The organism is Methylobacterium sp. 4-46, assembly GCF_000019365.1.
In the GTDB taxonomy this organism is placed as follows: domain Bacteria; phylum Pseudomonadota; class Alphaproteobacteria; order Rhizobiales; family Beijerinckiaceae; genus Methylobacterium.
On record NC_010511.1, the window covers coordinates 3557224 to 3572241 of the forward strand.

14 protein-coding genes are annotated in these 15018 nt (G+C 72.8%); 8 read left to right on the plus strand and 6 right to left on the minus strand.

Annotation, left to right across the window (positions count from 1 at the left end):
- Position 1: 1 nt before the first annotated feature.
- The 7 genes from M446_RS15385 to M446_RS15415 all read left to right on the plus strand — a co-directional run bounded on the left by M446_RS15385 (position 2) and on the right by M446_RS15415 (position 5183).
- Positions 2-913, plus strand: a complete 912-nt coding sequence (locus tag M446_RS15385) for a flagellar motor switch protein FliM (RefSeq protein WP_012333019.1) — start codon at positions 2-4, stop codon at positions 911-913.
- Positions 894-1220 (plus strand): hypothetical protein, encoded by a 327-nt coding sequence (locus M446_RS15390; RefSeq protein WP_012333020.1) that lies wholly within the window; start codon positions 894-896, stop codon positions 1218-1220. Before M446_RS15385 ends, M446_RS15390 begins: the two co-directional genes overlap by 20 nt.
- A 129-nt stretch (positions 1221-1349) precedes the next feature.
- On the plus strand, positions 1350-1649 hold the full coding sequence (fliN, locus tag M446_RS15395) for a flagellar motor switch protein FliN (RefSeq protein ID WP_236728893.1): 300 nt from the start codon (positions 1350-1352) through the stop codon (positions 1647-1649).
- A gap of 15 nt (positions 1650-1664) precedes the next feature.
- Entirely contained in the window at positions 1665-2702 is a 1038-nt protein-coding gene (locus M446_RS15400; RefSeq protein WP_012333022.1) for a flagellar motor switch protein FliG, read from the plus strand.
- Positions 2703-2760: 58 nt separating this feature from the next.
- On the plus strand, positions 2761-3825 hold the full coding sequence (gene flhB, locus M446_RS15405) for a flagellar biosynthesis protein FlhB (RefSeq protein ID WP_012333023.1): 1065 nt from the start codon (positions 2761-2763) through the stop codon (positions 3823-3825).
- Positions 3825-4268: a hypothetical protein gene (locus M446_RS15410; RefSeq protein WP_236728679.1), complete on the plus strand. Its 444-nt coding sequence runs from the start codon at positions 3825-3827 to the stop codon at positions 4266-4268. The genes flhB and M446_RS15410 overlap by 1 nt, the downstream gene beginning before the upstream one ends.
- 240 nt (positions 4269-4508) lie before the next feature.
- Positions 4509-5183 (plus strand): response regulator transcription factor, encoded by a 675-nt coding sequence (locus tag M446_RS15415; protein ID WP_012333025.1) that lies wholly within the window; start codon positions 4509-4511, stop codon positions 5181-5183.
- A 592-nt stretch (positions 5184-5775) separates the two neighbouring features.
- On the opposite strand, the gene M446_RS15420 is transcribed toward M446_RS15415, so the two are convergent.
- From M446_RS15420 to fliF, 6 genes are read right to left on the minus strand one after another with little or no spacing between them, the layout of a single operon-like run.
- A complete protein-coding gene (locus M446_RS15420; protein WP_012333026.1) occupies positions 5776-6330 on the minus strand; it encodes a transglycosylase SLT domain-containing protein in 555 nt (184 codons plus the stop codon).
- Entirely contained in the window at positions 6281-8293 is a 2013-nt protein-coding gene (locus M446_RS15425) for a flagellar hook-length control protein FliK (protein ID WP_012333027.1), read from the minus strand. The genes M446_RS15420 and M446_RS15425 overlap by 50 nt, the downstream gene beginning before the upstream one ends.
- On the minus strand, positions 8290-9627 hold the full coding sequence (locus tag M446_RS15430; protein WP_012333028.1) for a chemotaxis protein MotC: 1338 nt from the start codon (positions 9625-9627) through the stop codon (positions 8290-8292). Before M446_RS15430 ends, M446_RS15425 begins: the two co-directional genes overlap by 4 nt.
- Entirely contained in the window at positions 9624-10949 is a 1326-nt protein-coding gene (locus M446_RS15435) for a MotB family protein (RefSeq protein WP_012333029.1), read from the minus strand. The genes M446_RS15430 and M446_RS15435 overlap by 4 nt, the downstream gene beginning before the upstream one ends.
- 1 nt (position 10950) lies before the next feature.
- Complete coding sequence (locus M446_RS15440) at positions 10951-11613, minus strand: hypothetical protein (protein ID WP_012333030.1); 663 nt, start codon at positions 11611-11613, stop codon at positions 10951-10953.
- Positions 11613-13331 carry a flagellar basal-body MS-ring/collar protein FliF gene (gene fliF / locus M446_RS15445; RefSeq protein WP_012333031.1) on the minus strand — a complete coding sequence of 573 codons (1719 nt, stop codon included), beginning with the start codon at positions 13329-13331 and terminating at the stop codon, positions 11613-11615. The genes M446_RS15440 and fliF overlap by 1 nt, the downstream gene beginning before the upstream one ends.
- Before the next feature lie 353 nt (positions 13332-13684).
- Between fliF and rimO the strand changes: the two genes are divergently transcribed.
- Positions 13685-15010 carry a 30S ribosomal protein S12 methylthiotransferase RimO gene (gene rimO / locus M446_RS15450; protein ID WP_012333032.1) on the plus strand — a complete coding sequence of 442 codons (1326 nt, stop codon included), beginning with the start codon at positions 13685-13687 and terminating at the stop codon, positions 15008-15010.
- The last annotated feature ends 8 nt before the right edge of the window (positions 15011-15018 follow it).

The window sequence follows — 15018 nt, forward strand, 5'->3', positions numbered from 1 at the left end:
CATGATGGACGTCCGCGACCGCCTGCTCGACGCCTCCGGCCTGTCCCCGGACAGGCTGCCGATGCTCAACGTCATCTTCGACCGGCTGGCCACCGCCTGCGCCGACAACCTCAAGCACCTCGCCGTCTCGCCGATCTTCTACTCGCTGATGAGCGTCGAGAGCGGCCTGTTCGGCGACCTGCTCGAGCCCTACGAGGCCAACGCGGTGGTCGGCATCTTCTACTCGCCGCAATGGGACGGGCACCTCCTGGTCGGGCTCGACCGCGACTTCGTCTTCACCATGGTGGAGGTGCTGCTCGGGGCCGACGGCTCGGAGCCGCCCGTCGAGGAGGCGCGCAACTTCTCCAGCATCGAGTTGCGCATCGCCCAGATGACCTTCGAGCAGATCGGCAAGGCGCTCGAAGCCGCCTTCGCGCTGGTCTCGGTGGCGACGCTGAAGCTGGAGCGGACCGAGACGCGCATGGACTTCGCCATCATCGGCCGGCGCTCGAACAAGGCGGTGGCGGCGAAATTCCTGCTTCAGGCACTCAACCGGGGCGGCGAAATGTTCCTCATCATCCCGCAGGCGGTGCTCAACCCGATGCGCCAGAGCCTGTCCAAGGTCCTCACCGGCGAATCGACCAGCCGGGACCCACGCTGGGAGAAGCAGATCTCGACCGAGGTCCGCAAGACGGAGGTCACGCTGCGGGCGGTGCTGGAGGAGCGCACCCTGACGCTCGGCGAGATCGCCGACCTGAAGGTCGGCCAGGTCCTCACCTTGGACGCGACGCCGCGCAGCCGGGTGAAACTCCAAGGCAACGATCAGGCGCTCTTCTGGTGCCAGGTCGGCCAGGCGAACGGCGCCTACGTGCTGCGCGTCGAAGACCAGATCGATCAGGATAAGGAATTCATGGATGGCGTCCTCGCTCGTTGACGGCGTCCTGCTCGGCGCCCTCGTGCTCACCTGCCTGTGCGTCGTGCCGATGTACCTCAAGCTCAAGCGCCTCGACCGCGTCCAGGCCGAGTACGGGCGCGCCTTCGCGCAGACGAGCCAGGCCCTCACCCAGGCGGGCGAGGCTTTGCGCGGCTTCACCGGCGAGGGCCGGGAGATTCTGGAGGCGCTCTCGGCCAAGATCGACGAGGCCCGCCGCACCCTCGCCGACCTCGATGCCCGGCAGCGCCCCCCCTCCCCTCAAGACCTTCGCCAAGACCGCCGCCAAGACCGCCGCCCGGCGCCCTGACGGACGCCGCGCCGCCCCCGACCCCACGCCCCCGCCGCGAGACCCGTTCCGATGAGCAAGAACCCGTTCGACGACGCCCCCGACCTGTCGGCGAGCCACGCCGAGGCCCTGTTCGGCACGGCCGCCACCATGGCGCCGCCCCGGGCGGAGGAGACGGTCGGCGCCGGCCGCAACCTCGACTCGGTGCTGCGCATCCCGGTCCTGATCCAGGTCGTCCTCGGCTCGGCCACGATGCCGGTCGCCAACCTGATGAAGCTCGGCCGCGGGGCCATCGTCCCCCTCGACCACCGGGTCGGCGAGCCCGTCGACATCATGGTCAACGGCCGGGTGATCGCCCGCGGCGAGGTCGTGGTGGTCGAGGAGGACAATTCCCGCTTCGGCGTCTCGCTGACCGAGATCGTCGGGCCCAGCAGCAACGAAGCCGCGTAAGGCGGAGAGGGCGGGATGACGGCGGCACCCCTGGCGGTTCGAGGCGGCGCGCCGCGCCGCCTGCGTGCGGTGGACGAGGTCGCGACGCTGCTGCTCGCCATGGGCAAGCCGGCGGCCGGCCGCCTCCTCAAGTACTTCGACGAGGACGAGATCAAGCTCATCACCCGGGCGGCGGTGAAGCTCGGCCCCGTCAGCGCCGACACCCTGGAAGGCCTCGTCGACGCGTTCGTGTCCGAATTCTCGCAGGGCGCGAACCTGCTCGGCACCGTGCAGGAGGTGGAGAAGCTCCTCAGCGGCCTGCTTCCCCCCGAGCAGATCGCCGACATCCTCGCCGAGGTGCGCGGCAACAACTCGAAGCGCTCGGTCTGGGAGCGGCTGTCGGGCGTGTCCGAGACCGTGCTGGCGAGCTACCTCGTCAAGGAGCACCCGCAGACGGCGGCCCTGATCCTGTCCAAGATCAAGCCGGCGGCCGCCGCCAAGGTGATGACCCACCTGCCCCAGCCGCTGCGCAACGGATTGATGCGGCGGATGCTCGCCTTCAAGCCGATCGTCGACGACACGCTGCGCTCGATCGAGAAGATCATCAACGACGACCTGATGGTGAACTTCGCGCGCAACGCCGGCGCCGACACCCACGCCAAGATCGCCGACATCATCAACAAGATGGAGCGCGAGCACATGGACGACGTGCTGTCGAGCCTGTCGGAGTCGCGGCCGAAATCCGCCGAGATCCTCAAGGGCCTGCTGTTCACCTTCGAGGACATCGTCAAGCTGGCGCCGCGGTCGCGGACCGCCCTGTTCGACGCGGTGCCGAACGACCGCCTCGTCCTCTCCCTCAAGGGCACGCCGGCCGATTTCCGCGACACGGTGCTCTCCTCGCTCTCGGCCCGCGTGCGCCGCATGATCGAGCACGAACTCAACGGCGGCGAGCCAGCGGCCCAGCGCGACGTCCTCGACGCCCGCCGCGCCATCACGGACCTCGCCCTCGACATGGCCGGGCGCGGCGAGATCGAGATCAACGGCGAGGGCGAGGATGACACCTTCATCCGCTGACGGCCGCACCGTTCGCCCGCCCCCTCCCCCGACCCGCGGCGCGGGAGCGTGACGCCGCATGGCCGACGAGACCGATCAGGAGAGCAAGACCGAGAGCCCGACCGAGCGCCGCGTCCGCGAGGCGATCGAGAAGGGCGACGTTCCGGTCTCTCGGGAGGCGTCGGTGCTCGCCTCGGTGATCGGCCTGCTGATCGCCCTGACCCTGTTCGTGCGCGGGCAGGCGGCCACGCTCGCCCGCGAGTTCGTGCCCCTGATCGATCAGCCCCGGGGCTTCACCCTGGAGAATGCGCGCGACGCCACGCTGCTGCTGCAGAGCGTCGCCATCGCCGCCGGCCGCTTCCTGCTGCCGGTCCTGGCCATCCTGGCGGTCTGCGGGCTCGCCGCCTCCATGCTGCAGAACCTGCCCCGCTTCGTCGGCGACCGCATCCAGCCGAAATGGTCGCGGGTCTCGCCCGCCTCCGGCTGGAGCCGCATCTTCGGCCGCTCGGGCCAGGTCGAGTTCCTGAAATCGCTCTTTAAGTTCCTCACGATCACTGTGGTCTCCCTGCTGCTGCTGCGCTCCGAGCGGCACAAAGTGCTGAACGCCATGACCGTCGATCCGAGCCAGGTACCGGAACTGATCCTGTCGATGGCGATCCGCCTCGTCTCGGCGGTCAGCATCGCCACGATCGTCCTCGTCGCCGCCGACCTGATCTGGGCCCGGCTGCGCTGGCAGCGCTCGCTGCGGATGTCCCGCCAGGAGACCAAGGACGAGCACAAGCAGATCGAGGGCGATCCGCTGGTCAAGGCCCGCCTGCGCTCGCTGGCGCAGGACCGCACCCGCAAGCGGATGCTGGCGGCGGTGCCGCGCGCGACCGTGGTGATCGCCAACCCGACCCACTTCGCGGTGGCCCTGCGCTACGAGCGCGACGAGAACCCCGCCCCGCTGGTCGTTGCCAAGGGGCAGGACCTGATCGCCCTCAAGATCCGCGAGATCGCCGAGGCCAACGGCATCCCGGTGATCGAAGACAAGCCTCTGGCAAGATCGCTCTATGATAGTGTGCAAGTGGATCAGTTGATCCCGGCTGAGTTTTACCGCGCTGTGGCTCAGATCCTGTTCTATGTGTTCGCGAGGTCGCGATGATGGCCCAAGCCTCTGACATGCCTGCCGGGATGCCGGCCGCGGCCAGCCTGCTCCAGGCGGCGGAGTGCATCTTCGCGCACGAGATCCGCGACTTCATCGCCGAGTTCTGCCTGCTCGACGGCGGCGTGCTGATCGGCTGGGTGCGCGACGACCGCCACGGCAACATCGCCGACCTCGTCGCCTCCTCGGCCGAGCCGTTCTTCAAGGAATCCACCCTCACCTACGCCGACGCGGCCGACGTGAGCTTCTCCTGGGGCCGCTCGCCCACCGTCGTCCTCGACATGGAGTTCGGCAGCGAGGCGATGACGGTCTTCTTCAAGCTCGTCCTCGACGGCACCTACGTGGGCGTGGCGATCGACCGGATCCTGGCCGGCCCGGGCCTCGGCCTCGACCTGGAGCGCTTCGCCGAGGTGCTGACCCGGGCGCGGCTCGCGCCCGCCTGAGCCCAGGGGCGATGCCCCTGTGGCAGCTTTGCCCCGTTGTTGCATCGCTGCCATTGACCGAATCACCCACCCCGGACATGATCGTTCAAGAAGGGTTTGCAGCCTCCTTCGACCGACCATTTCCCCGCCGGAGAAGTTCTCGCCGTGGCCGCCCCAAGGGGGCCGGGCCCGCGTGCCGAGCTGCCGCCGGGACATGGACGGAGGATGACTGCCGAAAACGATGCACCGGGTCCCCGATCCATGTACATTTTCGTCGATGACCGGCCGACGGTGACGAGCGGCTACGCGGCGAGTTTCGAGCGGGAGGGCGTTTCGTCCCTCGGGCTGATGGGCGAGGAGTTCAAGAACTGGTTCAGCGCCGCCTCGGCCTGCGACCTCGACGCCATCCAGGGCTTCCTGCTCGGGGATTTCGCCGACCGCATGGCCTGCGCGAGCCTGATCCGGCGGCAGTCCCGCGCGCCGATCATCGCGCTGAGCGACGTGAGGACCCTCGAGACGACCCTGCAGCTCTTCACCGCGGGCATCGACGACGTGCTCGGCAAGCCGGTGCACGTCCGGGAGATCCTGGCCCGCTCCGAGGCGATCTGGCGCCGGGTCAACGGCGAGACGCAGCCGGCCGGCGAGCAGGGCGAGCGCCTGAAGGTGCATTTCGACGGGCGCGACCCTGAGGTCGACGGCGAGACCCTGCCCCTGCCCCGGCGCGAGCGCAGCATCCTCGAGTACCTCGTCCGCAACCGCGGCCGCCGCCTGACGAAGGCGCAGATCTTCAACGCGATCTACGGCGTCTACAGCAACGAGGTCGAGGAGAGCGTGGTCGAGGGCCACGTCAGCAAGCTGCGCAAGAAGCTCCGGGAGCGGCTCGGCTACGACCCGATCGAGGCCAAGCGCTACATCGGCTACACGTTCGTCGGCTGAGCGCGGCCCCGCGCGAAGGGGTCTCGCCTGATCGGTTCAGCGCCGCGATCCGGCAAGGCCGACATCGGCTGCCCGGGCTCTGGCCGCGCGGGTCCGGCCTGGGGAGGGGAGCCTGGGGACCCCGGATGGGTGATGACGGCATCGGCGGGTTTTCATGCCGGCCCGATCACCGGGAAGCCGCGCGACGCCGATCCCGCGCCGATCCGACCGGAAGCCCCGGAAGTCGAGGTGACCGCCAAGCTCCGTCCGATTCTGCGCGGATCAGGCGGAAACCCCATCACGCGCCGTGCGGTCCGCGTGCTTGGCGCCCGCGGTGATCCGGGACCAGCTTGACCCAAGCGGATCCCGGATCACGCGCCTGCGCGGCGCCTGAGCGCGGCGCCTGAGCGCGGCGCCTGAGCGCGGCGCCTGAGCGCGGCGCCTGAGCGCGGCGCCTGGGCGAAGCCGACATCCGCATGGCCGAAATGGGAGATGGCGAAGCCATCAACCGGATGGCGTATGACGGACCGCGTCCGCCAGCACCCCGGTCCCGGTCCTCCGGGCTCGCCGCGCGTGAGGGGAGCGCGCCGCTCGCGGGCGCGCCGGGCGGGCCCTACTGGCAGAAGGCCCGCGCCTGAGGCGTCCAGGTGCCGAAGCCGGTCGCCACCATGTTGGTGATGACTTGGCAGACATACTGCTTCTGGGCGGGGTTGTTGTTCGGGCCGGCGTGATAGCGCGCCACCGCGAGCGTCCAGGTGCCCTCGCGGGCCTTCAGCTCCTTGAGGAACCGCGTCGCGTATTCGACATTCGCTTTCGGATCCAGCATCGCCTCGACGGAGCCGAACTTGGCCCCGTGGAAGTGATGGTTGATCTGCATGCAGCCGAGATCGATCAGCCGGGCGCCGCGGCGCCGGGCCTCGTCGAACTTGGCGCGCACGTCCGCGACGCTGCTGCCGAAATACGGCTTCCCCTCGATGTTCATGGCGAAGGGCTGCAGCGAGCCGCGCTTGCCGCTCTCGGTGAGCCCCACCGCGTAGAGCATGCCGAGCGGCACGCCGTGCCGCGTCGCCGCCTGCGCCATCTCGCGCTCGCAGACATTGGCGGCGACCGGCCCGGCGCTAGAGATAAACGCCGCTGCGGCCAGAATTGGACTGCGAACCCGTCTCATCCTGCGTGTTCCCTCGCGCTCCGGCGCGCTGGTCGGCACCCGCCTCCTGGCGGCGGGCCGGGTGGTCGGACCCGTCGGCGAAGGAAGGCTGTCCGCCGCCCGGCGCGCCGAACCCTCCGCTCCCTGCCGGGGACGCGAAGCCCTGCGGGCCGCTGCCCCGGGAATCCGCCGCCTGGATGCCGATGCTGTCGGGCCGGTATCCGGCCTCCCGCAGCAGTCCGGCGAGGAGGTCCGCATCCTTGCGCAGCATCTCCGCCGTCTCGGCACGGCTGGTCTTGAGACTCATGTCGAGCTGCCCGTCGCGCAGGCGCATCGTCACCGTGACCGAGCCGAGATCGGCCGGTCTCAGCTGGAGCGTCAGGATGCGCAGCGGTCCGGCCGCCATCGCGGTGCTCGGTCCGCCCTGCGCGTCGAGAGAGGCCACGAGGTGCGGCAGCGTGGCGGAGGGCAGGGCGCCCGAGGGCGGCGCGCCCGGAGGAGGTGCGGATGACGGCCTCGCGGCCGCACCGGCCGCATTCACCGGCAGGGCGAGCGCCCCCGGATCGCCCGCGTCGCCCGGGCGCGGCGCCTCGGCCGGGAACCCGGCAGCCGTCATTCCCGCGACAGGTTCGGCGGCCACCGTCGGCGTCCCGGCATGCGCGCGGATCGGCGCACGGGCCTCCTGGCGCCCGCCCTCGGCGGCCGCCGGCGCGACAGGACCGGCCTTGGCCGGCCCCGGCGCGTCCGTGCCGCCGAACCCGTCCCCTGCCCGATCGCCGACGGCCCGGTTCTCGCCCGCGGCGCCGGAGTCGCGGCCGGCCCGACCGCCGGGCCCGAGGGGCCGCGGCGCGATCCCCGCGCGGGCCGACGGGCCCGCCACCGGCTGCGACGCGGCGGGCGCGGAAGCTGCCGGCCGCGCGCCCGCGTCGCCCGCCGGAGCCGACGCGAGGGCGGCCTGCGGCGACGAGGAGGATCCCGCCGCCTGCCTGCTCGCGGGCAGCTCGGGGACCGGCGCCGCGGAGGCCAGGAGGGCGGCCGAGCCGGCCGCATCCGGCCGGGGCGCCGTCGCGGGCGCTGCCGCATCGCGGGCGGGTGCGGAGGAATCCTGGACCCGGTTCGGCCACCCGGTCGTCGCGGTGGCGCTCGGCGTGGCGAGGGCCCTCGCCGGCCCCCCTGCGGCCCAGGTCGGGTCGGTCGAAGGCGCGTCCGCGCGCTGCGGGCGCGACGGCCCGCTCGCCGCCCCGGTCGGACCGGAGGGCCGCGGGGCGCCCACGCCGGCGCGTCCGCCCGCGGCACCGGACGCAGCGAGGGCGTCGGGCCGGAGCAGGCGCGGCGCGGCCTCCCCGGCCGGAGGCGGCTCGGCCTCCTGGGTGAGGGCGGCGAGCGCCGCGACGGGATCCCCGCCGGCCTCGGGCCCGGCCGCCAGCAGCTGCGGCATGACCGGGTTGAAGTGGGTTTCCTGCGCCAGGACCGTCGCAGGCGGCAGGACGGTCGCGACCGGCGCCGGCCCGGTGCCGGGCGCGAGCAGCGCCGGAGGCTGAGCGGGGACCGCCGGCGCAGCCGTCTGATCCGCGGCGGCGACCGAGGCGGACGCGCCGAACGCGCCGAGCTGGGCCGCGAGGGCGGCCACGGCTTCCTGCGCGAGCGCGGCGGTGAGGGCATTCGCGACATCCGGCCGCTCCGGCGCCGTCGCGGGTGCGGGGCCCGGGGCCTCGGTCGAGGCGGCGCCGTCCCCCTCGCCGGCCGCCAGCGCGCTGAGGCGCTGCAGGAGCGCGGCGGCCCGTTCCTGCTTCGGCGGCGCCGGCGCGATGAGGGCGGCCGGGCCCCGGGCCGGCGCGTCGCGGCGCTCGTCCAGGGCATCGAGCACCGTGTCGAAGCTGTCCTGGCCGGAGGGGGCCCGGCCATCCCCGTCCGAGGATCCCCGGCCGGACGTCGCGTCGACGGCGATCCGGATCAGGCCGTGGAGGCTGTCGAGGGCGTTCATGGGCGCGTCCTCCGCATCATGTCGTCGATCTGTTCGATCGCCTCCTGGGCGCGGGCGATCGTCTTGGCCTGGGGGACGGGCCGCTTGCCGTCGGCGGCCTCCTCGGGAGGAGTCGCGGGAGCGGGCGGCAGGTCGCGGCGGATCTGCGCCGCCGTCGACAGGGCGGCGTCGAGCAGACCGGCATCCGCGCTCGGCAGGGCCGCGCGGTCCAGGCTGCGCAGCACCGCGTAGGCGCCGTCGAACCCGTCCGGCGTGGCGATCGCGGCCGCCGCCCGGTAGAGCCGGGCCTGGGCCGCCCTCACGCTGCCGGCCTCGACCAGGGCCGCCGCGCGGTTGGCGGCGAAGACCGCGGCCCGCATCTCCCCCTGCTCCACCGCCGCCCGGGCGACGAGCAGGTAGAGGTCGCCCCGCCCCTCGGGCTCGATCTCGGCCAGCATCGCTTCCAGGCGCCCGATCCGGACCGGGTCGTCGCCGTATTTGAGGCGGGTGAGCGCCGCGGCGAAGCGCTGGCGGAAATTGCCCGCGTAGACCGAGTGCCGGAAGCGCCGCAGGTACTGGATCGAGAGCGCCTCGAAGCGCGGGATGTTGCCCGCCTGGGCGAGGACGAACACCTCGCGGCGCAGCGCCCCCTCCTCCACCAGCGTGCCCGGGGCGAGCAGCCGGGCGAGATCGAGGAGCCGGAGGGCCTGATCGGGATTCTCGCGCACCACCAGGGCGGATTGCGCGAGGGCGACCTGGCCGCCGAGGCTGGCCGGAAGGGTCTGCGCGTCGAGCTTGGTGAGCACCGTGCGGGCGTCCCTCTCGCGCCCCTCCAGGAAGGCGAGGGCTCCCTGCAGGAGCGGCGCCTCGGAATCCGGCAGGCTGCCGGCCTCGATCACGCGCCGGAGCACGCCCGGCCCGCCGCCGGCGAGCGCGAAGGTCACGGCGGCCTGCACGTTGGCGGGCTTGCCCCAGGTCTCCGGTTCGAGCCCGATCAGGCGCTGCTCGATATGCGCGATGAGCTGGCGCTGGGCGAGGTGGGCCTGGGTGCCGCCGCGGGCGATGCGGTCCTGAAGGAGCTGCAGCGTGCGCACGAGCTCGACCGACAGGCTGCGCGGCGCGACCGGCAGCGGCGCGACGACCGCCGCGGCGGCGGAACCGCCGTGCCCGCCACCGCCGCCCGCCGCCGGAGGGCTCGCCGCGTGGCCGGAACCGGCCGCGCCCTCGGCCTTGCCGTCGCCGTGGCCGCCCGCCCCGCCCCCCTCCGCCCGCGCGGCGCCGGCGAGGACCAGGCCGCAGAGCAGGGCCAGCGCGACGGGCCGCCCGAGGGCGCGCGGGACCCTCTGGCCCGTCACTCGGGCTTCTCCCGCAGCAGGATCTCGATGCGCCGGTTCTCGGCGGCCATCGGATCGGAGGGATTGCGCGGCTGCCGGTCGGCGTGGCCCTCGATCCGGACGATGCGGCGCTCCGCGACGCCGCCGCGGATCAGCATGTAGGCCGCCATCTGCGCCCGGGCGCTCGACAGGCGCCAGTTGTCGTAGCTCTCCGACTTGAACGGGCGCGCATCCGTGTGGCCGCGCAGGACGATCTGGCCCGGCCGGCTGCTCAGCACCTTGGCGATGCGCTCCAGGGCCTTGACCACCTTCGCCTGCGGCTCGGCCGAACCGACGTTGAACATGCTGAAATTGAGCTCGTCCGTGATGCTGATGAGCGTGCCTTCGCCGGTGCGGCGCACCTCGACCTTCGGGGCCGGTGCTCCGGTCGCGAGGGGCTGGACCGCCTTCAGGACCTCCGCCTTGAGCTCGGCCAGGGCGGCGTTCTCGCCCGGCTCCGCGGCCTTGGCGTCGACCGGCGCGACGGCCGCGGGCTTGACCTCCGCGGGCTTGGCCTCCGCGGGCTTGGCCTCCGCAGGCTTGGCCTCCGCAGGCTTGGCCTCGGCGGGTTTGGCCTCGGCGGGTTTGGCCTCGGTCCGCTCCGGCTTCGCGCCCGGCGGCTTGAGCAGGTCGGCGATCTCCTTCGGCACCAGGTCCAGCCCCGTCCGACCCTCGCGCGCCGCATTCGGCAGCGCCGCCCTGGCATCGACGCGGCTGGGGGTCTTCGCCACGGTGTTGATCGGGCCGGGCGTCTCGCTGCGCGCCTGCGGCAGCGGGGCGACCTGCCAGTAGAGCGGGTCGAAGGGGTCGCGGGCCGCCTCGCCGCCGGTCACGCCCGGCTTGCCCTCCTGGACGGTGACCGCGTCGGCCGAGGAGGCGTCGCCGGGCCGCTCCGCATCGGCCTCGGCGGCGAGCTTCGCCAGGACCGCGTAGGGATCCTGGAACAGGGCCGCCTCCTTGGCGCGGCTGGCGGAGCCGCTCGTCGAGGAATCCTTGCCCTTGCCCTCGCCGCCCTTGCTCTCGCCGGTCTTGCCGGGCTCGCCGCTGTCGCTCGGCGCGTTGGTCGGATCGCGCAGCCCCTTCTTCTCGGGGGACATCTCGGCGAGGCGGATCGGGTTGAAGTAGTCGGCGATCGCGCTCTTCGTCTCCTTGCTGGTCGAGTTGACCAGCCACAGCACCAGGAAGAGCGACATCATGGCGGTCATGAAGTCGGCGAGCGCGATCTTCCAGGCGGCGCTGTGATGGCCGTCCTCGTCGTCGCCGCGGCGACGGACGATGATGATCTCGTGGGCCTCGTCCGCCATCTCAGGCCTCCGTCACCGCCGCCGAGAGCAGGCCGGTCCAGGCGGCGAGCTGCGACTCGATCACCGCGTCCTCCGCCGTCACGGTCACGTCCGCCCCCTGCGCGGGCGCGAAGGCGATCCCCTGCGCCTGCGGGCCGAGCGCCGCCGCGAGCGCGTCGAGCAGGTCCTGCGGGCCGCTCACCCGGACGGCCGGCTTGGCGGCATCCGCGAGGAGCCGCGCGATCGCGTCGCGCAACTCGGCGACGGCGCGGGCGCGCACCGCCTCGCCGAGAACCGGCAGGAGCAGGTGGGCCAGGCGCGCGGCCAGCCGGGCCTCGATCTCGCCCGTCGCCCGGATCAGCGCCGCCGCGAGGACCTGGCCCTCCTCCTCGGCCCAGGCCCGGCGGGATTCGCGCATCTGCGCGTCGGCGACGGCCTGGGATTCGGCGAGGGCGGCGTCCAGGGCGGCGGCGGTCTCGGCCGCCGCCTGGGCCCGGCCGAGCCTCCGGCCGCGCTCCTCGGCCTCCCGCAGCAGGGCCTCGCGGTCCTCCGCCGGGGGCGGGGGCGGGGGCGGCTCCGCCGAGCGGCGCGCGGAGCGCAGCAGGACGGCGAGGGGCTCGGCCTCGGCGGCGGCGGAGGTCTCCGCCGAGAAATCGGGCAGGTAGCGGGCGAAGATCGCGGTCATCAGGCCGGCTCCTCACGCATCAGCCAGCGCTTGAGGATGTTGGCGGCCTGCTCCTCGTCGAACTCGATCATCTGCTCCAGCTTCTTCTGCGGCGAGGAGTTCATGCGGTTGGTGAGATCGTCGATCAGGCTCGCCATGACGGGCGGGCCGAGCTGCGCGGGCCCCGGCGTGCCGCCCGCGGCCGCGAGGGCCGCCGCCTCCGGCGAGCCTTCGAGCAGGCCCGCGGCGGCACTCCCGGCCTCGGCGCCCGGCAGCGCCGGCACCGCGCCTGCCGCGCCCTCGGCCGCGAGGGCCGCGATCTCCTGCTCGGCCGCCGGGACTTCCAGGATGGCCCGGAGGGCCGGGCGCAGGCCGAACCAGATCAGCAGGGAGGCGACGACCAGGATGGTGGCGGCGTTGATCAGCGTCGCCGACTGGCGCATCAGCACCTCGGTCAGGCTGAGCGGCGGCACCGGCTCGAGGGGCGCCCCGTCGTTGACGAAGCCCACCGCCGCGACCTTGACGTGGTCGCCGCGCTCCTTGCTGAAGCCGGCCGCCGAGGCGACGAGCTGCTCGATCTCGCCGATCTGCTGGTCGATCGCGGCGGGCGGCGCGTTGGGGCCGGCGAGCGAGGACAGGCGAGACTTGTTCACCAGCACCGCCACCGAGATCTGCTTGATCCCGTAGCCGTCGCTCACCGTCTGGATGGTCTTCGAGGAGATCTCGTAATTGGTGAGGTCCTCGCGCTTCTGGGTCTCGGTGCTCGACGTGTCGTTCCCGTCCGAGCGCGTGCGCTGGTCGGGCAGGTTCTGCTGGGCCGTGGTCGGCCGCTGCGAGGAGCGGTTCTGCGAGTTCTCGGTCTCCCGCGTCGCCTTGACGGAGCGCTCGACCCGCTGGTCGGGGTTGAAGATCGTCTCGTTGGTGCTCGTCTTGTCGGTGTTGAGCCGGGCCGCGACGCTGACCTCGAAATTGCCGACGCCCAGATAGGGCGTCAGGGTGCGGCGGATGTTGTCCTGGATCTCGCGGTTCACGAGCTTCTCCAGGTTCGCCATCTTGCCGGTCGGGGCGTTGCCGACGTCGTCGCCGGAGAGGAGCAGCGTCCCGTCGGTGCCGATCACGGTGACGCGCTCGGGCTTCATGCCCGGGATCGCCGAGGCGACGAGGTGGCGGATCGCCTGGGCGCCGCTGCCGTCGTCGGCCGGCTCGGTGCGCACCACCACCGAGGCGGAGGGCGGCTGCTGCTCGCGCCGGAACGAGCCGCGATCCGGCAGCACGATGTGGACCCGCGCCGCCTTCACGCCCTTCATGGTCTGGATGGTGCGGGCGATCTCGCCCTCCAGGGCGCGCACCCGCGTCACCTCCTGCATGAAGGAGGTGAGGCCGAGGGAGCCGAGGTCGTTGAACAGCTCGTAGCCGGATTTCGAGCTCTGCGGCAGGCCCTTCTCGGCGAGCAGCATGCGCGCCTGGGCGGTGTGCCCGTAGGGGACCAGCACGGCGGTGCCGTCGGTGCTGACGTCGAAGGGGATGTTGGCGTCCTTCAGCACCGAGCCGATGCGGCCGACATCGTCGCGGCTCAATCCCCCGTAGAGGGTCTCCTGGGCGGGGCGGCTGAGGTAATAGGCGCCGAGCCCGACCGCGAGGAACACCGTCAGCCCGATGATGCCGAGCGCCGCGAGGCGCCGGGCGCCGAGCTCGATGATGTTGTTCCAGAGCCTCTCGGCCTGTTCGCGACCTGACATCGATGAACCGCCCTCGGGGTGAGACGATGGGAGCCTGATCGCGCCCCATGTTGGGGGTCAGCCTTGTGCGGAGGTTGCGCGGATCCCCCGGCGGCAGAGGGCGGCCGGCGGGTGCGCCCCGCCGGGGCTTGCCACGGCCCTGCGGGGCTTGCCACGACGCCCTGCGGGGCTTGCCGCTGGGCTTGCCGCGGGGCCCTGCGGGGCTTGCCGCGGGCCTGCGGGGCCCGCCGCGCGGGTGCGCGCTCGGGCCTCGCGTGACGCGCGCGCGCCCTCGTGCTATGGCGCCGCCCCGAACACCCTCCCTCCCCCGATCAGGCCTGCTCGCGCTCCTCCCGCCGCGGGGCGGGCGAGCGATGCATCCCCTGATGAGTGCTGCCCCCAAGATCTCCTTCGTGTCGCTCGGCTGCCCGAAGGCCCTCGTCGATTCCGAGCGGATCCTCACGCACCTGCGCGCGGAGGGGTACGAACTCGCCCGCAAGCACGACGGCGCCGACGTCGTCATCGTCAACACCTGCGGCTTCCTCGATTCCGCCAAGGCGGAATCCCTGCAGGCGATCGGCGAGGCGATGGCCGAGAACGGCCGGGTGATCGTCACCGGCTGCATGGGGGCGCAGCCCGAGGAGATCCGCGAGCGCTACCCGAACCTGCTCGCGGTCACCGGCCCGCAGGCCTACGAATCCGTGGTCGCGGCCGTGCACGAGGCGGTGCCGCCCGCGCACGATCCCTACCTCGACCTCGTGCCGCCCCAGGGCGTGAAGCTGACGCCGCGCCACTACGCCTACCTGAAGATTTCCGAGGGCTGCAACAACCGCTGCACGTTCTGCATCATCCCGTCCCTGCGCGGCGACCTCGTCAGCCGCCCGGCCGGCGACGTGCTGCGCGAGGCCGAGAAGCTGGTGAAGGCGGGCGTCAAGGAACTCCTCGTCATCTCCCAGGACACCAGCGCCTACGGGGTCGACCTGCGCTACGCGGCGAGCCCCTGGCGCGACGGCGAGGTGCGGGCGCGCTTCGTCGACCTCGCCCGGGCCCTCGGCGAGCTCGGCGTCTGGGTGCGCCTGCACTACGTCTATCCCTACCCGCACGTGGACGAGGTCATCCCGCTCATGGCGGAGGGCAAGGTGCTGCCCTACCTCGACATGCCGCTCCAGCACGCGAGCCCCTCGGTGCTGCGGCGCATGCGCCGCCCCGCCAACCAGGAGAAGATGCTGGAGCGCATCCGCGGCTGGCGCTCGGTCTGCCCCGACCTCGCCATCCGCTCGACCTTCATCGTCGGCTTCCCGGGCGAGACCGAGGCCGAGTTCGAGGAGCTGCTGTCCTGGCTCGCCGAGGCGAAGCTGGAGCGGGTCGGCTGCTTCCCCTACGAGCCGGTCCGGGGCGCCGCCGCGAACGAGGTCGCGCCCCCGGTCCCCGACGAGGTCAAGGCGGAGCGCTACCGCCGCTTCATGGAGGCCCAGGCCGCCGTGTCGCTGCGGCTGCAGAGGGCCAAGGTCGGCAAGCGCCTGCCGGTGATCATCGACGAGGCCGGGCCGACCGTCGCCAGGGGCCGCTCCAAATCCGACGCGCCGGAGATCGACGGCAGCGTCCACGTCGCCTCCCGGCGCCCGGTGCGGGCGGGCGACATCGTCACGGTGAAGATCGAGCGCGCCGACACCTACGACCTGCACGGGATCGCGGTCTGAGCCGCGAG